Here is a 17633-nt window from a genome sequence, read left to right on the forward strand (position 1 = left end):
TTTTACTCTTAACACCTACATTCAAACATATAAATTCTGTATAAACATGATTATGCCGGTGAAAAAGCATCACAGAAGAAGGCATCTTCCGGTAAAGCACATTTTTGAGTCAGCAAACTTTGCGCACTCTCCGTCATGGCCGGTGACCCGCAAGCATAAACTTCATATTGGCTTAAATCAGAATAATTTTGTGCGGCAACGTTTTGCACATATCCATTCTCCCCTTTCCAATCGGAATCAGGCTTAGAAAGGACAGGCGAGAATTTTGCATTTTTCAGACGGCCTATTAATGCTTCTGCTTCTTCCAATGCGTACAAATCCTCCTGCTGACGTGCCCCCCAGTAGAAATGAACCGGACGTTCGCTATTCTGATGAATCAAATCAAGCAAAATACTGCGGATAGGTGCGTAACCTGTACCCGTTGCCAACAAAACAATCGGTTTATCGCTGTCCTTTTGCAAAGTAAACGTACCCAATGGACCTTTAACGCGGACAATACCTTTTTCTTTGACTTTCGGCTCGGCACCAAAAATCATTTCCGAACATACGCCGTTTTCACGTTTACGGATATGCAGCTCCAAAACACCTTCCTGGTCAGGAGAATTGGCGATTGAATAGCTGCGGCTGATATTACCGGGAAGCAGCAAATCAATATATTGTCCGGCATAAAATGCAAATGACGGCGCTTTAGGTAAAGCCAATCTCAACAAAGCAAAATCATGTTTGATTTCAATCGTCTCAATGCGCACAGGCAAAGTGCGCACCGGCAAAGCATTTGGATTAAACCTCGGCACATTGATTTTCAGGTTGCTCTTCGCAGTAGTGCAGCACAATAGCACTTTACCCTGCGCTTTTTCTTCTGCACTGATGGCTTTATCGATATGATCGCCCATTTCAAATTCGCCACTTATCAACTCGGCTTTACATTGTCCGCAAGCTCCACTTTTACAAGAATGAGGCAAATTTAAATTCTGACGGGTCGCGGCAGCAAGAACGGTTTCATCATCGTTTGCCGTAAATGTGATTTGATTTGATAAGGTAATAGTATGTGTCATGGTATTTAGAATAATTTTAGAATCAAAAATAAAGGCCATCTGAAAATAAAACCTGTTTTCAGACGGCCTGTTCTATCTATCAAGCTAATTTGGCTTTAATCAACTCTTGAACTTGAGCCGGATTGGCCTTGCCTTTACTTACTTTCATCACTTGGCCGACAATCGCATTCAAGGCTTTTTCATTGCCGGAACGGAATTGCTCAATGGCTTTCGCATTGTTTGCCAACACTTCGTACACCATCGCTTCAATTGCACCAGTGTCAGTAATTTGTTGCAAACCATGTTTCTCGATGATTTCGGCAATACCTGCTTCAGGCTCGGCCCACATTGCTTCAAAAGCTTTTTTCGCCAATTTGCTGCTTAATGTTCCATCCGCAACTTTAGCAACCAACTCGGCAAGACGTGAAGCTGTAATCGGGCTTTCAGCCAGTTCCAAACCTTCTTTATTCAAGGTAGCGGCAAGCTCGCCGTTCATCCAGTTTGCAGTCAATTTACCTTGGCCACAGGCTTTGGCTGCTTCTTCAAAGTAGGCAGCTTGAGCGCGACTGGCAGTCAACAGACGTGCATCATAGTCAGATACGCCGTAATCGGCGACAAAACGCGCCGCCATTTCATGCGGCAACTCAGGCATTTGCTCTTTGGCTTTTTGCAATTGGCCGTCTGAAATAATAACCGGCAGCAAATCCGGATCCGGGAAATAGCGGTAATCGTGCGCATCTTCTTTCAAACGCATCACACGGGTTTCGCCTTTTTCAGGGTCAAACAGCATGGTTGCCTGCTGTACTTTACCGCCGTCTTCCAAGATTTCGATTTGCGCTTCCACTTCATAATTGATGGCTTGTTCCAAGAAGCGGAAAGAGTTGAGGTTTTTGATTTCACGGCGTGTACCGAACTCAGCCTGACCTTTTGGACGTACAGAAACGTTGGCATCGACGCGGAACGAGCCTTCCGCCATATTGCCGTCGCAAATATCCAACCAAGTTACCAAACCATGCAATGCTTTAGCGTATGCCACGGCTTCGGCTGCGGAACGCATTTCCGGCTCGGAGACAACTTCCAACAAAGGCGTACCGGCACGGTTCAAGTCAATACCAGTAGCACCGTTCAAACCTTCATGTACGGATTTACCCGCATCTTCTTCCATGTGCGCACGGGTAACATTGATGGTTTTAACTTCATCGCCTACTACGATTTCCAGTTTGCCGTGTTCAACAATCGGCAAATCCAACTGACTGATTTGATAGCCTTTTGGCAAATCAGGATAAAAATAGTTTTTACGGTCGAACACGTTTTTCTGATTGATTTTCGCATCCAAAGCCAAACCGAGTTTGATGGCTTTTTCGACGACTTCGCGGTTCATTACCGGCAATACACCCGGCAACGCACACTCAACCACGCTGGCGTGGGCATTAGGCTCGGCACCGAATGCAGTGGATGCGCCGCTGAAGATTTTGGATTGGGTGTTGAGTTGGACGTGGATTTCCAGTCCGATTACGGTTTCCCAAGTCATAAGGGTCTTTCTGTCGAAAAAAAGTTAATCGGTTAAATGAGTGATTCGTTTTTCAGACGGCCTGAATAAGAAATCCATAAGAGGCCGTCTGTAAGATAAGTTTATTTCCTGCGGCGTTGGAACCCGGGAAGTTGCCAATGGAAACGGTATGCAGTCAGGCGAAACAACAATCCGCCGGCAAAGAGCAGGTTTAACGTAAAAATATTAATCCAGCCCAAATGCCCGAACAGATAAATCAGCCCGCCAATCAAAATGGCTACGCTGCCGTAAAGGTCGGTGCGCAAAATCATCGGCACATCATTGACCAAAATATCGCGCGCAATACCGCCGCCAACGGCAGTCACAAAAGCCAAAGAAATAACGCCAAATAAATTGAGCTGCAAGGCCATACCGATTTGTGCGCCGGTAATGCTGAAAGCTGCCAAACCGATGGCATCGGCAATAATAAAAGCAGCGGCCAAATAGGTGCTGCGATAGCGTTGTACCCTTATCAACCATGCAATGGCAAGCGTGGCAAACACAACAATCAACGCATCGGTTTTCAAAAACACTTGCGGAATCCGGCCGACCAAACCATCGCGTATCATGCCGCCGCCAACAGCCGTCAGTAACGCAGTAATGACAACACCGAGTACATCCAACCGCTTGTTGTAACCGACCAAATAGCCGGAAATGGCAAACGCGGCTGTCCCAATGATTTGAATGAAGTCGGTTGTATTCATATATATGTTTTATTCATCAGATGATAGTTTATTTTATAGGCGCTAAACCATTTCTTATTTGCTCTTCGATTTCATCTAACATCTGATAACGCTTACGATACATAGACCGTTTTTTGCTTTCGATTTCCTCAAAATCTTTACGCACCGGCTCTTTTGGAAGATGCCATAATCCATCAACACCCTTTTGAGCACCATGCTCCTGCCAAAATTGGTCATAGTTCATTTTGACACGTTTCTTCAAGCGCCAACGTAGCTTAACTTGCCTATCTTGTGTGATACCAATCACACCATCCAGCTTTAATGCAATAGCAAAATATTGCAATGCATGCACCATCAATTGCTGAGGACGCAATCCATGTAGCTTCTTAGTTAAAACCCGTACAGTATCTTTCGCCTCTTCTCCTGCTGGTCCCTGAAGGGAGGCTGCAAGCAGCATATTATTTACAAAGGCGAATGTTGTCATATACAGACGTCTTCCATTGCTTTCTCGTAAAGAAAGAGACCACATCCCCTCATCAACGCAATTGTCATTTCGGTTAAGCCAAATCTCAAGGCCGTCTGAAGGTTTTGCCAAAACAATATGAAAGGAACGGGTTTTCATACCCATTACTCTTTCTTTTCCAAACAGCTTTTCTGCAGCCTCAAAATCTGACTGCATAATTTTTAACCTATCTTGACCACTAAGTTTCTTATCAACAAACTCATGTATCAAAGGATAGGCATCTTGGGGCATTTGACTAAAAAAACTTTGGCATATTTCCGAAGCATTTACAAACTGCTCAAATGCCTTAATTTCTTTACGATACCACAATGTTCGCAATGTAAATTTTAAATGTTGCGTTTTAAACTTTGGCGCATTCTGATAAACAGTTTTAAATCCCGGAAAAGAAAACTTTTCAGGCATATAGGCTCCCTACTCTTATTCCGGCGCTTTAGTGTGCCAATCGCTGTTCAGTTGAACCTGATGTGCGGCACCCAAAATTTTGGCTTCGGAGAAATAGTTGCCGATAAATTGCACACCAATCGGCAGGCCGTTTGCGCTGAAACCGGCAGGCAGAGTCAGTGCAGGCAAACCGGCAAGGTTTACGGCGATGGTGTAAATATCGGACAAGTACATTTGTACAGGGTCGTGAATGTCGCTGCCGAGTTTAGGCGCGGCAGTCGGCGCAGTCGGCGCCAAAATGAAATTACATTGACCAAAGGCCGTCTGAAAATCATTGGCAACCAGACGGCGCAGTTTTTGCGCTTTCAGGTAATAAGCATCATAGTAACCATGGCTCAATACATAAGCACCGATCATGATACGGCGCTTAACCTCACTGCCGAAACCTTCGGCACGGGTGTTGCTGTACATTTCTTCAAGGTCGCCGAATTGCGCTGCACGGTGGCCGTAACGTACGCCGTCGAAACGGGACAAGTTGGTACTTGCTTCTGCAGAGGCGAGAACGTAATAAGCGGGAATCGACAATGATGTTTGCGGCAGGGAAACTTCAACAGTCTCCGCGCCTTGTGCTTTGAGCAAATCGATAACGCTTTGCAAGGCCGTCTGAACATCGGTATCCGCGCCTTCGCCGAAATATTCTTTAGGCAAACCGATTTTCAAACCTTTAAGCGGCTTGTCCAAATCACGGGTGTAGTCTTCTTTGTCGCGCTCCAAACTGGTGGAATCGCGCTCGTCAAAGCTGGCCATGGCGTTCAACAAAATCGCACAGTCTTCGGCCGTTTGCGCCATAGGGCCGGCTTGGTCAAAGCTGGAAGCATAGGCAACCATACCGAAGCGTGAAACCGTACCGTAAGTCGGTTTGATGCCGGTAATACCGCAATGCGATGCAGGCTGGCGGATAGAACCGCCGGTATCCGAACCCAACGCAGCCGGTGCCAAACGCGCTGCAATCACGGCAGCTGAACCACCTGAGGAACCGCCGGGAACATGTTCAAGGTTCCATGGGTTTTTGGTTGCGCCGTAGAACGAAGTCTCATTGGTCGAACCCATGGCAAATTCGTCCATATTGGTACGGCCAAGAGTGACCATGCCGGCATCCAACAGGTTTTGCACCACAGTGGCAGTATAAGGAGAGACAAAGTTATCCAACATTTTGGAACTGCATGCACTGCGCCAACCTGTTTGGCAGAAAATATCTTTGTAAGCAACCGGCACACCGGTCAAAGCCGTTGCATTACCGGCCGCGATACGCGCATCGGCTGCTTTGGCCTCAGCAAGGGTTTTATCTTGATCGATGGTAACGTAGCCGTTGATGGCAGGATTTTTCGCAGCAATAGCGGCCAAATATTCGGTCGCCAATTCGACTGAGGAAATTTGTTTGGATTGCAGCAGGCTGCTGGCTTGTTTGAGCGTGTAAGCGGTCATTGTGCCGTACTTTCTATAAAACAGTTTTTGCTTTCAAAACAGATATTGAAAACATCCGTTTAAATCAATAAATCGGGCCGTCTAAACAGAATATCCTTTCAGACGGCCTTGCAATAGGGGTTTGCCGATAAGCAAAGGCCGTCTGAAACCTTATTCTTCAATCACTTGAGGAACGATATACAGACGGTTGCGCACTTCGGGAGCAACAGCCTGATATTCGGCAGCATGATCAGTTTCAGTCACTTTATCTTCGCGCAGGCGCAAAGCGGCTTCGTGCGGATGCGCCATGGGTTCGATGCCGTCGGTATTGACGCTTTGCATGTTTTCAACCATGGCGAAAATGTCGTTCAACTCGGCAAGCGTTTTGTTTTTTTCTTCGTCCGTTAAAGTGAGGCGCGAGAGTTTTGCGATTTTTTCCACATCATTTAAGCTTAAAGCCATAAAAAATCCTTGTCTGATAGCAATGCCTCTTGGGTTTGGGGTATCATTGCATTTCGTCTTCTATGAAGCGAAGAATTATAACCGAAAACCAAACAGGTTGGCATGGTGTTTTAATTCAGACGGCCTTTTAAGGGGGCATTTATCCGTCTAAAACTGTGTACCTGTTTTTCTTATTTTAAATAATGCTAAACACATCCGGGCTGGGCCGGAATTTCAGGAATCCTATGTTTCGCCTTTTATCTCGTTTCCTCTCTAATGATATTGCCATCGACTTGGGCACGGCCAACACACTGATTTTTGTACGCGGCAAAGGGATTGTTTTGGATGAGCCGTCTATGGTTGCGATTCAATCCGGCGCAGGCAATAAAAGTAAAATTATGGCGGTGGGCACGGAAGCCAAAAAAATGCAGGGTCGTGCGCCGCGCAATATCGAAATCGTCCGCCCGATGAGGGACGGCGTGATTGCCGATTTTGTGATTACCGAGCGTATGCTGGGTATGTTGATTAAAAAAGCCACCGAAGGACGGTCTTTAGTCCCGCCTCGTGTGGTTATCTGTGTTCCGGGCGGCTCTACCCAAGTGGAACGTAAAGCAATTTTGGATTCTGCGTTTGCTGCCGGCGCGGCAAGCGTGCATTTGATTGAAGAACCGATGGCCGCCGCTTTAGGCGCGGGCTTGCCGATTGAAGATGCGGCAGGTTCGATGATTGTCGATATTGGCGGCGGTACGACTGAAATCGGTATTCTTTCACTGGGCGGCATGGCCTATTCTGCTTCTGTCCGTGCAGCCGGCGATGAATTTGATAAAAGCATCATCCATTACCTGCGCCGCCATCGCGGTGTCTTGATTGGCGAAGCTACGGCAGAGGAATTGAAGAAACAAATCGGCTCGGCCTCGGGCTTTGAAACCGAAACAGCCATGCGCATTAAGGGCCGAGATCTGGCCGAAGGTACGCCTAAATCCTTGGCAGTTACTTCAGATGAAATCCGTGAAGCATTGAGTGAAACGGTGAATCAAATCATCCGTGCTGTCCGTCTGGCTTTGGAACAGGCTCCGCCCGAATTGGCCGGCGACATCGCCGACCGCGGTATTATGCTGACCGGCGGCGGCGCGCTTCTGCACGGTATCGATACCGTCTTGGCTGATGCAACCGGCCTGCCCGTCGGTATTGCCGACCAACCTCTGAACTGCGTTGCCTATGGTGCCGGTAAGGCTTTGGACTATATCGGCAAATGGGATGATACCGTATTCACGGAAAACCCATAAGGTAGATGGTTATGGAACGCTCTTCTTTGCGCTTTGACGAGGCAAAAGGCCCTAAGCTGTTGCCTCGTTTTGTCATTTATATTGCTCTGGCTGCCGGTCTGATGGTAGCTGATTACCGCTTTTCATTAATGCAGCCTGTACGCGCGGCAGTCATGCCTATGCTCTACCCTGTTCAATGGCTGGCCAATCAACCTGTTCAACTTTATCAATATTTTGCCGACCTCTCCCAGTCTAAATCCGAGCTCTTGGAACAAAACCGCCAGCTTCTGGAAGAAAATGGCCGTCTGAAAATCGATTTGCAGCGGGATAAAGTCAATACCGATGAATTGCACGAATTAAAAAAACTGTACGGTTTGCAACAAAAAGGCATTCACAACGTTATCGGTGCGGAAGTCATTTCCAATGGCAAAGATCCGCTTTCCGAAAGACTGATTATCGGCAAGGGCAGTCAAGACGGCTTGAAAGTTGGTGACGCGGTCATCGATCAAAGCGGTTTGATCGGCCTGTTGACACAAGTTCACACACAAAGTGCAGAAATTGGGCTAATTTCAGGCGGACAAAGCATTGTCCCCATAGCCGTCAGCCGCACCGGCGAACGCAACTTGGCATACGGCAATGGCAACGGTTTGGATTTGCGCTATTTCCCAACCGGCTCCGACTTGAAACCCGGCGATATTCTGCTAACTTCCGGTTTGGACGGTACCTATCCGGCGGGGATTCCCGTTGCAACCGTCAGCAAGGTTGTCCGCGCATCGGGAACGCCTTATTACGATACGCAACTGACGCCTTTGGCCGCTTTACGCAGCAGCCGTTTTGTCTTGGTACTTTCTTCCGCCCCTTCTTCCCCACGCTGATTTCATGAACGATTTTGACGATTCTTACCGTGCAGTACCGCTGCACATCATGGCGGCCAGTCTCATAGTGATGATGATACTGGACTTTATGCCGTTTTCCTTTGACGGATTCTTTTGGCTGCCTGAAATGACGGCACTGATGTTGCTGTATTGGACATTGCACCAACCGCAACGCGCAGGCATGGGACTGGCTTTTGCCATCGGTCTGATTGTCGATGCCGCAACCGCCGCGACTTTGGGCTTGCACGCCCTGTCTTACGTCGTAATGACTTATTTCATCTTAAACCGCCGCCGCCAAATCATGCTTTACGGCCACATTATGCAATTGGCCGCTGTATTGGCTGCACTGCTTCTCAATCAGGCCGTCTTAACTGTTGCCCGTTTGTTTCTTAATCATCAGGTCATCACTTTGCAAGGCTTTGTTGCCCCATTTGTCGGCGCATTACTTTGGCCGATACTCAGCCAGCTAATGTTGATTGTGACCCGTATTTACCGCTCCCGCTGAAAAGATGAAACCGATTCTTCCACGCCGTCTTTCCGGTGGTCAACATACCAAAAAACCTTCCGCTCAGGCTGCACAAGCCGATGCCCTATTGCGCCTGCTCGTTGCTTTTATCCTGATTATCATCTTCTTTTCCATCTTGCTGGCGCGGTTCTTCTACCTGCAAGTGACTCAACACGACGAGTTTTCCGGTCAGGCATCGAGCAACCGCATCACCCTGATTCCAACGCCGCCCGTACGCGGCGAAATCGTCGATATCAACGGCGTTCCTTTGGCCAAAAACTATCCAGTCTTTTCGCTCGAAGTTATTCCCAGCCGCATTGAAGGCAAGATGGAAGATGTCATTGAAGCATTGAAAAAATATGTTGATATTACGCCGACAGATTTAAAACGCTTCAAAAAATACCGCGAAAGCTATCGAAAATTTGAAAATATCCCGCTCAAACTCAGGCTGACCGATGAAGAGGCTGCCCGTTTGTCCGTACATCTGCGCGAATTCAAAGGCGTAGAGGTTAACTCACGCACATTCCGCGAATATCCTTACGGCAAACTGACTTCCCATTTCTTAGGCTATATCGGCCGTATTAGCGATAAAGACAAAGAAATGCTGGAAGAAGAAGGCCTGACCGCCCTCTACCGCGGCAGTACGCATATCGGCAAATCCGGCTTGGAGAAATATTACGAACACCAACTTCATGGTGTTCCAGGCTATCAGGAAGTTGAAAAAGACGCTTACGGCAACATCGTCCGCGTATTGAAAAATGTTCCGTCCAAAATGGGGCAAACCTTGCGCCTGGGCATGGATATCCGTATGCAGCAGGAAGCCGACCGCATTTTAGGCGACCGCCGTGGCGCATTGGTAGCCATCAATCCGCAAGACGGTACTGTTTTGGCTTTTGTTTCCAAGCCTTCCTTCGATCCCAACCTCTTTATTGACGGCATCGACAGTGATACTTGGAAAATGCTGAATGACGATTGGAAAAAGCCTTTGATCAACCGCGTTACCCAAGGCCTTTACCCGCCGGGTTCTACATTCAAACCCTTTATGGGCATGGCCTTATTGGAAAGCGGCAAAATCACTCAAAACACCATCATCCCCGCCCCCGGCGCATGGAGCATACCCGGCAGCCGCCATATTTTCCGCGACTCTGTCCGCAGCGGTCACGGCTCGGCCAACTTGAGCAAAGCCATCCAAGTATCTTCAGATACCTTCTTCTACCGCTTGGGTTACGAAATGGGTATCGATAAAGCCTCCTCGTATCTGGCACAATTCGGTTTCGGACAAAAAACTGGCATTGACCTGCCCAGCGAATACGCAGGCGTTTTGCCTAGCCGCGAATGGAAAGCCAAACGTTTTGCCAAATCTTCCGACCCTACCGCCAAAGAATGGCGCGCCGGCGAAATGGTTTCTGTCAGTATCGGCCAAGGCTACAACGCCTACACGCCTTTGCAAATGGCACATGCGACAGCATCTCTGGCCAATAACGGTGTCGTTTATCAGCCGCATTTGGTCAAAGAAGTATTAGATTTTGGCGCACGCAAAATTACCCGAATCAACCCTAATCCCGAGCGTCAAATTCCGTTCAAAGCCGACAACTTCGAATACGTCAAACGCGCAATGGAAAAGGTATTGAAACCGGGCGGTACGGCGCACCGTATTGGTGGCGGACTTGCTTATACAATGGGCGGCAAAACCGGTACGGCCCAGGTCGTACAAATAAAACAGGGCGGCCGCTACAATGCCGCAGCCCTGCGCGAACAACACCGCGACCACGCATGGTTTATCTCGTTTGCGCCATTGGAAAAACCTGAAATCGCCATTGCCGTTATTTTGGAAAACGGCGGCTGGGGTGCGTATGCCGCGCCATTGGCTCGTGAAATGACTGATTTTTATATGCTTCACGTCAAACCGCAGCAGTTTTCAGACGGCCTTGAGTCAGATTCAGCCAAAACTGAAACAACGGACAAGCATCAGCCTATTACCAGTATTTTCCAATCTGCCTACGGACTGACTCCGACAAGCCCTACCTCACAGCCGGAGGTTCATCATGAATAACACATTAGCGTGGAAAAATTTCAAATCCACCATTGCAGCCCCGATTGACCCTTGGCTGTTTTTTGCCATGCTCGCCATCTACATCATGAGCCTGTTCCTGCTCTATTCTGCAGACGGGCAAGAGTTCGGCCAATTGGAAAACAAAACCATCCATACCGTTTTGGGCTTTGCCCTGTTATGGATTATCGCCATATTCAAACCGCAAACGGCTGCCAAAGTTGCCCTGCCTGTTTACATTGTCGGCGTATTACTGCTGATTGGTGTCGAAGTCGCCGGCGTTACCGTCAACGGCTCGACCCGTTGGCTGAGTCTCGGCTTTACCCGTATCCAACCTTCCGAAATCATGAAAATCGGTATTCCCATGACTGTCGCGTGGTATTTCCAACGCTATGAAGGCCATCTGAAATGGATACATTATATTGTCGCCCTCGTGCTGATTCTTGTTCCTGTCGCCCTGATTTTGAAGCAGCCCGACCTCGGTACGGCAGCATTGATTATGGCTTCGGGTATTTTTGTCATCTTCTTTGCCGGATTGCCTTGGAAGGCTATTTTTGCCGCTATTATTGCCTTTGTGGCCGCTTTGCCGCTCTTGTGGAACTACGGCATGCACGACTACCAGAAAACCCGTGTTCTCACCTTGCTCGACCCAACCAAAGATCCGTTAGGTGCAGGCTACCACATCATCCAATCTATGATTGCCATCGGCTCGGGTGGTGTATGGGGTAAAGGCTGGCTAAACGGTACGCAAACCCATTTGGACTATATTCCTGAATCAACGACTGACTTTATTTTCGCGGTATTCGGCGAAGAGTTCGGCCTGATTGGCAATATCCTTTTACTGCTGGTTTACCTTATCATTCTGGCACGCGGATTGTGGATTGCCGCTCAAGCGCAATCCCTTTACAGTCGTAGTTTGGCAGGCGCATTGACCATGACTTTTTTCTGCTATGCCTTTGTAAACATGGGCATGGTCAGCGGTATTTTGCCCGTCGTCGGCGTCCCCCTCCCCTTGGTCAGCTACGGCGGCACGGCTACGCTTTCCATCATGGTGGTGCTCGCCCTGCTGATGGGTATTGCAAACGAACACAAAAACCGCCGCCGTAATGCGGATAACGATGACCTAACTGAAAGCGAGGAATAATATGGAATTAGGTGTAGAAATCGGCAAGCTGCTTGTGGCATTTCTCGTGCTGATTAATCCTTTCAGCGCGCTCTCAATTTATCTTGATCTGACACAAAACCACAGCACCAAAGAAAAGCGCAGAATCGCGCGTACTGCCGCATTGGCTGTCTTCATCGTAATCATCGTCTTTGCACTGAGCGGCGGTATCTTGTTGAAAGTACTCGGCATCAGCGTCGGCTCTTTCCAAGTCGGCGGCGGGATTCTGGTTTTGCTGATTGCCATCTCCTTAATGAACGGCAACGACAATCCTGCCAAACCCAAAATTGATCCCCATTCAGAAGAACATCAAAATGCGCAACAAGTCCGCCGCAACGAAAAAGCCATTGCCGTCGTACCCATTGCCATTCCGATTACCATCGGCCCCGGCGGTATCTCCACTGTCATCATTTATTCCTCTGCCGCCAAGAATTACAGCGATATTGCCCTGATTATCATCTCCGGCTTTTTGGTCAGCCTGATTTGCTATTTCATTCTGGTCGTGGCCGGACGCATCAGCAAACGCTTGGGCACTACCGGCCTGACCATCCTCAACCGCATCATGGGCATGATGCTGGCCGCCATTTCCGTAGAGATTATTGTTGCCGGCTTAAAATCCATTTTTCCCCAACTGGTCGCTTGAAGTACAATCATCACAATAAAAGGCCGTCTGAAACATTTTCAGACGGTCTCATAAAAACATAAAAACAAAGGAGCCAACCATGTTTCACAGCACCCATGTCTTCACCGGAGAAACCATTTACCGCCGACCGGCGCAAAGCTATACCGAGTTCACCGACGAATTAAACCGCCTCCAAACCCTTCAACAAACCTTCACCCAGTCAAGCATTATCGAGCGCACCGCCCTCTTACAGCAATTTGCCGACAGCCTGACCCAAAACCAAGAACGCCTTGCCGAAATGGTTTGCGAAGAAGTCGGACGCTGCCTGCACGAATGCCGTGCCGAAATCAGCAAATCCATCGAGCTTATCCGCTACTACGTCCGCCTTGCCCCCGAGCTGCTTGCCCATAAAACCATCGCCACCCAAGCCAGCCTCAGCCAAGTCCGCTTTGAGCCTTTGGGCGTTGTTTTGGCGGTCATGCCGTGGAACTATCCTATTTGGCAGATTTTACGATTTGCCATTCCAGCCCTCTGTGCCGGCAATGCCTGCGCAGTCAAACCTGCGCCCAGTGTCGCCCGCATCAGCGAAACCCTATTCAGCCTTGTCCCCAAAGGTTTGCCGCTTATCGGCGCATGGTTGAGTCATGAAGACACGCTTAAAGCCATTGAAGATACCGATGCCATGGCATTTACCGGTTCGACCCATACCGGCCGCCTGCTGGCCGCCCATGCAGGCAAACATCTGAAAAAAACTGTCCTTGAACTGGGCGGCAGCAATCCGTTTATCATTCTGCCCGATGCCGACCTGCAACGCGCAGCCATCGATGCCTGCTATTCGCGCTTCCGCGATGCCGGACAATCCTGCAATGCCGCCAAACGCATCGTTGTTACCCAGAATATTGCCGAACAATTTATCCCGCTCTTCCTTGCCGAGTGCGCCAAACTGCAAACCGGCAATCCCAAAAACCCGAACACTACCCTTGCCCCGCTTCACCGCCAAGACTTGCGTCAAACTGTACACGAGCAGGTTCAAGATGCGATTGCACACGGTGCGCAATGCTTGAGCGGCGGCTATATCCCTGAGGGAGAAAGCTGGTTTTACCCTGCTACCGTCTTGGATCAGGTCAACCCCAACTGCCGCGTTTGGCACGAAGAAGTCTTCGGCCCGGTTGCCATGATCTTACGCGCCGACAATCCGGATCACGCCGTCGCACTTGCCAACGACACACCTTTCGGCCTCGGCGCCTGTATCTACACAGCCGACACGGCAAACGCATGGCAATACGCCGAAAGAATCCAAGCAGGCTCTGTCTTTATCAACCGCCACACCAGCAGCGACCTGCGCCTCCCCTTTGGCGGTGTAAAAGCTTCCGGCTATGGACGCGAGCTATCAGAATTCGGGTTGTATGAGTTCGTCAACGTCAAAACCTATTGGCAAAAATAAACTGTTTCATTAACTCAGGCCGTCTGAAACCCGTTTTCAGACGGCCGATGTTGTTTAAAAAAGCTGAAAAAACTATTGTATTCAATCCCGTACAAACCCTGAAAAGTCAAAGCCGCTCAAAAATAAGAAACCTATCTTAGAAAGCAATCCATATTCCCACGTCTCTGTTGAATCAGCAGATTATCGTATTCTTCATTCCGATTGCTGCATTAAGCCGTTTCTAAAATATTCAATAAACAAAAAGGCCGTCTGAAATACAACTTTCAGACGGCCTTTTCAATCAAGCACTACTTACTGAATTACAGTTCCCATGCAGCCAATTTAGCAGCGTACGCATCCAAGTCAGCGATTGGACGGGTAGCCACGCCGCTTTCCATAGCTGCTTTAGCGGTAGCAGAAGCAACGCGAGGCAACAGGCGAGAGTCGAATGGTGTAGGAATCAGGTATTCCGCACCGAATTCAAATTTCTTACCGTAAGCGGCAACCACTTCTTCAGTTACCTCTTCCATTGCCAAGTCAGCCAAAGCGTATACGCAAGCGCGTTTCATTTCTTCGTTGATGGTGGTCGCGCCGACATCCAATGCGCCACGGAAGATGAATGGGAAGCACAATACGTTGTTTACTTGGTTCGGGAAGTCTGAGCGGCCGGTACCGATTACCACATCCGGACGGGTTTCTTTTGCCAAAGGAGGCAGAATTTCCGGATTTGGGTTTGCCATAGCGAACACAATTGGTTTCTCGTTCATGGTGTTCAGCATTTCAGGGGTCAGCAGGTTTGCACCGGACAGACCCAAGAAAATGTCTTTACCTTTAACGGCATCAGCCAATACGCGTTGGCCGTTGTCTTCGATGGCGTAGAATTGTTTGGATTCGTCCATACGGTCTTTGTCTTCGCGGGTTTTGTAAATCACGCCTTTGGAGTCGCAGACGGTTACATTTTCACGTTTCAGACCCAAATCCAGCAACTGGTTCAAGCAGGCAATCGCTGCGGCACCTGCACCGGAACACACCAACGTCGCTTCTTCAATTTTGCGGCCGGTATAACGCAAAGCGTTCAATACGGCAGCAGCGGTAATGATGGCGGTACCATGTTGGTCGTCGTGGAATACAGGGATTTTGCAACGTTTGCGCAATTCACGTTCGATGTAGAAGCACTCAGGCGCTTTGATGTCTTCGAGGTTGATACCGCCGAAAGTCGGTTCCAAAGAAGCGATGATGTCTACCAATTTTTGCGGGTCTTTTTCATCGATTTCGATATCGAATACGTCAACGCCGGCGAATTTTTTGAACAATACGCCTTTGCCTTCCATTACAGGTTTACCGGCCAATGCGCCGATGTTGCCCAAACCCAACACTGCGGTACCGTTGGAAATCACGGCAACCAAATTGCCTTTGGCAGTGTATTTGTAGGCAGTTTGAGGATCGGCATGGATTTCCATACAAGGAGCGGCTACGCCCGGAGAGTACGCCAACGCCAAGTCTTTAGAAGTAGCCAGAGATTTGGTTGGGGTAACGGAGATTTTGCCCGGCACGGGGAATTCGTGGAACTGCAGGGCGGCTTCTTTTAATGAATTTTCCATTTATCGATCCTGTTTGCGAGAGAGATTTTACAGCGAACAAGTCTGAAACAGGCTGCTTCAGACATTTAAAATTTCTAAAGTCGGGTTGTTAACAGACCGGCTTTGTAAGAGGCCGTAATTTTATCATGTTCTTTTGGTGGCGCATACCGATATTTATTACATTTGTTTTGATATTTCGTTTTATTTGGTTTTATGTCTAAAAACTTCTGTAATAATATTTCTTTGCCACATCACTCTTCTTTCAGACGGCATTTTATTTAAACTTAAACATTCAATCCAAAATGACTGTCTAGCGCGGTTTCAATCTGATTTTTTACAGCGTCCAGACTTTGGCTGCTGTCGATGACGGCATAGCGTTCCGGCTGTTCGTTAGCACGTTGCAGATACACTTCGCGCACCCGATTGAAAAACTCGGCTTCTTCTTGCTCAAAGCGGTCTTTCTCACGCGTTTGGTTGATGCGTGCCATTGACACTTCCAAAGGCACATCCAACAGCAAAGTTAAATCGGGACGGAAATCACCCTGCACCCAATGCTCAAGCGTGGCAATATCTTGCAAGGGAACGCCGCGTCCGCCGCCTTGATAGGCAAACGTTGCATCAGTAAAGCGGTCGGAAACCACATGCGTGCCGTTTTTCAGGGCAGGCAGAATAACTGTTTCCAAGTGTTGCTGTCTGGCGGCAAACATCAGCAGGGTTTCGGTACGCAGGCTGACTTGGGTGGCTGGGTTGAGCAGAATTTCACGCAATGCTTCTCCGGCCGGAGTGCCTCCAGGTTCGCGCGTAAACAATACGGGCAGTTGGTGTTTCTCAAACCATGCTTTCATTACGGCGAGGTTGGTGGACTTGCCTGCGCCGTCTATGCCGTCAAGGGTAATAAATCTGGGTTTCATATGGATATCGTCAATTTAAAGGCCGTCTGAAACAGTGATTATAAATGTTTCAGACGGCCTATTCGGTTTATTTCTTCAAAATATATTTGCGCACGGCAGCGTTGTGTTCAGAAAGATTATGGCTGAACTCGCTCAAGCCCGTACCATCCATTTTTGAGACGAAATACAGATATTTTTCATCAGACGGATGACCTGCCGCTTCAAGCGCGGCCTTGCCGGGAAGCGCAATCGGCGTCGGCGGCAAACCGCTGCGCGTATAGGTATTGTAAGGCGTATCGCGTTGCAGGTCGGCTTTGCGGATTCTGCCTTTATACGCATCGCCCATGCCATAGATGACGGTCGGGTCGGTTTGCAGGCGCATGCCGATATTCAGACGATTTACGAATACGGCGGCCACATGGGCGCGGTCGTCTTCATGCGCGGTTTCTTTTTCAATCAGACTCGCCATAATCAGCATTTCGTACGGATTTTTATAAGGCAGGCCGCTTTGACGGTCGTCCCATGCTTCTTGTAGGTTTTCCCGCATTTTACGGTAGGCGATTTTGTAAATTTGAAGATCGCTGCCACCGGCATCAATTTCGTAACTATCCGGGAAAAACTGTCCTTCAGGATTGCTGCTCAAGGCATCGGGCGCCACTTCGGCCATCAGTTTTTCATCGCTCCAACCACGCGTATCGTGGGCAATGTCGGCAGTGTTATCGATAATACGGCGCATTTGGGCAAAACGCGCGCCTTCCAAAATTTGCACGCTGACCGAGTCAGGATGGCCTTTTTTAATGCGTTTTAAAATGTCCCAAGCCGATACTTTGGAAGACAGGCGGTAAGAACCGGCATTGAGTTGGTTGTGTACGCCCATCACATATGCGGCGGCTACCAGCACATAACGGTTATAAACGATGCCGTCTTGAGCCAGTTTGCGGCTGACGGAAGAGATACCTTGGTTTTTGGTAATGGTAATGCGGTATGGTTTGCCGTTGTCTTTCGGAACAAACAACAATGCGGCAACCACGGCGGCAAATGCCGTCAAAAATACGGCCAGCCATTTCAACAATTTTTTCAGCATGGTAGGATTCTTGGTTTGTGAACGTGTCGGTCGACAGTATAACCGAAAATAAGTCCACCACGCCTGCCACCTTCCCTAACGTATGCTTTCCTATCCCGAAAG

The 17633-nt window shown here is 48.7% G+C and carries 16 protein-coding genes; 7 read left to right on the top strand and 9 right to left on the bottom strand.

Annotated elements, in window-relative coordinates:
• Window positions 1-50 precede the first annotated feature (50 nt).
• The 6 genes from O3660_RS01870 to gatC all read right to left on the bottom strand — a co-directional run bounded on the left by O3660_RS01870 (window position 51) and on the right by gatC (window position 6096).
• Window positions 51-1055: a 2Fe-2S iron-sulfur cluster-binding protein gene (locus O3660_RS01870; protein ID WP_049351492.1), complete on the bottom strand. Its 1005-nt coding sequence runs from the start codon at window positions 1053-1055 to the stop codon at window positions 51-53.
• Between the two features lie 79 nt (window positions 1056-1134).
• Window positions 1135-2565: an Asp-tRNA(Asn)/Glu-tRNA(Gln) amidotransferase subunit GatB gene (gene gatB / locus O3660_RS01875; RefSeq protein WP_049351462.1), complete on the bottom strand. Its 1431-nt coding sequence runs from the start codon at window positions 2563-2565 to the stop codon at window positions 1135-1137.
• Between the two features lie 101 nt (window positions 2566-2666).
• On the bottom strand, window positions 2667-3287 hold the full coding sequence (locus tag O3660_RS01880) for a trimeric intracellular cation channel family protein (protein ID WP_049328602.1): 621 nt from the start codon (window positions 3285-3287) through the stop codon (window positions 2667-2669).
• Window positions 3288-3315: 28 nt separating this feature from the next.
• Entirely contained in the window at window positions 3316-4191 is an 876-nt protein-coding gene (locus O3660_RS01885; protein ID WP_003685003.1) for a DUF535 family protein, read from the bottom strand.
• A gap of 15 nt (window positions 4192-4206) precedes the next feature.
• A complete protein-coding gene (gatA, locus tag O3660_RS01890) occupies window positions 4207-5655 on the bottom strand; it encodes an Asp-tRNA(Asn)/Glu-tRNA(Gln) amidotransferase subunit GatA (RefSeq protein WP_049351461.1) in 1449 nt (482 codons plus the stop codon).
• A gap of 150 nt (window positions 5656-5805) precedes the next feature.
• Window positions 5806-6096, bottom strand: a complete 291-nt coding sequence (gene gatC / locus O3660_RS01895; protein ID WP_003685110.1) for an Asp-tRNA(Asn)/Glu-tRNA(Gln) amidotransferase subunit GatC — start codon at window positions 6094-6096, stop codon at window positions 5806-5808.
• A gap of 224 nt (window positions 6097-6320) precedes the next feature.
• Between gatC and O3660_RS01900 the strand changes: the two genes are divergently transcribed.
• From O3660_RS01900 to O3660_RS01930, 7 genes are all read left to right on the top strand, one after another.
• Window positions 6321-7361 carry a rod shape-determining protein gene (locus tag O3660_RS01900; RefSeq protein WP_049351460.1) on the top strand — a complete coding sequence of 347 codons (1041 nt, stop codon included), beginning with the start codon at window positions 6321-6323 and terminating at the stop codon, window positions 7359-7361.
• An 11-nt stretch (window positions 7362-7372) separates the two neighbouring features.
• A complete protein-coding gene (mreC, locus tag O3660_RS01905; protein WP_049351459.1) occupies window positions 7373-8215 on the top strand; it encodes a rod shape-determining protein MreC in 843 nt (280 codons plus the stop codon).
• Window positions 8216-8219: 4 nt separating this feature from the next.
• Complete coding sequence (gene mreD, locus O3660_RS01910; protein ID WP_036472915.1) at window positions 8220-8720, top strand: rod shape-determining protein MreD; 501 nt, start codon at window positions 8220-8222, stop codon at window positions 8718-8720.
• A 4-nt stretch (window positions 8721-8724) separates the two neighbouring features.
• The gene (gene mrdA, locus O3660_RS01915) at window positions 8725-10773 is read left to right on the top strand and encodes a penicillin-binding protein 2 (RefSeq protein WP_049351458.1); all 2049 of its coding nucleotides are present in this window, start codon (window positions 8725-8727) and stop codon (window positions 10771-10773) included.
• Window positions 10766-11914, top strand: a complete 1149-nt coding sequence (gene rodA, locus O3660_RS01920; protein WP_049351457.1) for a rod shape-determining protein RodA — start codon at window positions 10766-10768, stop codon at window positions 11912-11914. Before mrdA ends, rodA begins: the two co-directional genes overlap by 8 nt.
• Before the next feature lies 1 nt (window position 11915).
• On the top strand, window positions 11916-12575 hold the full coding sequence (locus O3660_RS01925) for a MarC family protein (RefSeq protein ID WP_003685320.1): 660 nt from the start codon (window positions 11916-11918) through the stop codon (window positions 12573-12575).
• Window positions 12576-12654: 79 nt separating this feature from the next.
• A complete protein-coding gene (locus tag O3660_RS01930) occupies window positions 12655-13998 on the top strand; it encodes an aldehyde dehydrogenase family protein (RefSeq protein ID WP_049351456.1) in 1344 nt (447 codons plus the stop codon).
• Between the two features lie 299 nt (window positions 13999-14297).
• Here the strand turns inward: O3660_RS01930 and O3660_RS01935 are convergent, their stop codons facing one another.
• The 3 genes from O3660_RS01935 to mltG all read right to left on the bottom strand — a co-directional run bounded on the left by O3660_RS01935 (window position 14298) and on the right by mltG (window position 17531).
• Complete coding sequence (locus tag O3660_RS01935) at window positions 14298-15578, bottom strand: malic enzyme-like NAD(P)-binding protein (RefSeq protein WP_080974648.1); 1281 nt, start codon at window positions 15576-15578, stop codon at window positions 14298-14300.
• Between the two features lie 263 nt (window positions 15579-15841).
• On the bottom strand, window positions 15842-16468 hold the full coding sequence (tmk, locus tag O3660_RS01940; protein ID WP_049331462.1) for a dTMP kinase: 627 nt from the start codon (window positions 16466-16468) through the stop codon (window positions 15842-15844).
• 67 nt (window positions 16469-16535) lie between these two features.
• Window positions 16536-17531: an endolytic transglycosylase MltG gene (gene mltG, locus O3660_RS01945; RefSeq protein WP_371464485.1), complete on the bottom strand. Its 996-nt coding sequence runs from the start codon at window positions 17529-17531 to the stop codon at window positions 16536-16538.
• Between the last annotated feature and the right edge of the window lie 102 nt (window positions 17532-17633).

Source organism: Neisseria sp. 27098_8_139 (assembly GCF_041433195.1).
Lineage (GTDB): Bacteria > Pseudomonadota > Gammaproteobacteria > Burkholderiales > Neisseriaceae > Neisseria > Neisseria subflava.

What these genes read in the sequence shown, in the direction of transcription:
- O3660_RS01870 (WP_049351492.1), bottom strand. Translation starts at nt 1,055, where the DNA reads ATGACACATACTATTACCTTATCAAATCAAATCACATTTACGGCAAAC.
- gatB (WP_049351462.1), bottom strand. Translation starts at nt 2,565, where the DNA reads ATGACTTGGGAAACCGTAATCGGACTGGAAATCCACGTCCAACTCAAC.
- O3660_RS01880 (WP_049328602.1), bottom strand. Translation starts at nt 3,287, where the DNA reads ATGAATACAACCGACTTCATTCAAATCATTGGGACAGCCGCGTTTGCC.
- O3660_RS01885 (WP_003685003.1), bottom strand. Translation starts at nt 4,191, where the DNA reads ATGCCTGAAAAGTTTTCTTTTCCGGGATTTAAAACTGTTTATCAGAAT.
- gatA (WP_049351461.1), bottom strand. Translation starts at nt 5,655, where the DNA reads ATGACCGCTTACACGCTCAAACAAGCCAGCAGCCTGCTGCAATCCAAA.
- gatC (WP_003685110.1), bottom strand. Translation starts at nt 6,096, where the DNA reads ATGGCTTTAAGCTTAAATGATGTGGAAAAAATCGCAAAACTCTCGCGC.
- O3660_RS01900 (WP_049351460.1), top strand. Translation starts at nt 6,321, where the DNA reads ATGTTTCGCCTTTTATCTCGTTTCCTCTCTAATGATATTGCCATCGAC.
- mreC (WP_049351459.1), top strand. Translation starts at nt 7,373, where the DNA reads ATGGAACGCTCTTCTTTGCGCTTTGACGAGGCAAAAGGCCCTAAGCTG.
- mreD (WP_036472915.1), top strand. Translation starts at nt 8,220, where the DNA reads ATGAACGATTTTGACGATTCTTACCGTGCAGTACCGCTGCACATCATG.
- mrdA (WP_049351458.1), top strand. Translation starts at nt 8,725, where the DNA reads ATGAAACCGATTCTTCCACGCCGTCTTTCCGGTGGTCAACATACCAAA.
- rodA (WP_049351457.1), top strand. Translation starts at nt 10,766, where the DNA reads ATGAATAACACATTAGCGTGGAAAAATTTCAAATCCACCATTGCAGCC.
- O3660_RS01925 (WP_003685320.1), top strand. Translation starts at nt 11,916, where the DNA reads ATGGAATTAGGTGTAGAAATCGGCAAGCTGCTTGTGGCATTTCTCGTG.
- O3660_RS01930 (WP_049351456.1), top strand. Translation starts at nt 12,655, where the DNA reads ATGTTTCACAGCACCCATGTCTTCACCGGAGAAACCATTTACCGCCGA.
- O3660_RS01935 (WP_080974648.1), bottom strand. Translation starts at nt 15,578, where the DNA reads ATGGAAAATTCATTAAAAGAAGCCGCCCTGCAGTTCCACGAATTCCCC.
- tmk (WP_049331462.1), bottom strand. Translation starts at nt 16,468, where the DNA reads ATGAAACCCAGATTTATTACCCTTGACGGCATAGACGGCGCAGGCAAG.
- mltG (WP_371464485.1), bottom strand. Translation starts at nt 17,531, where the DNA reads ATGCTGAAAAAATTGTTGAAATGGCTGGCCGTATTTTTGACGGCATTT.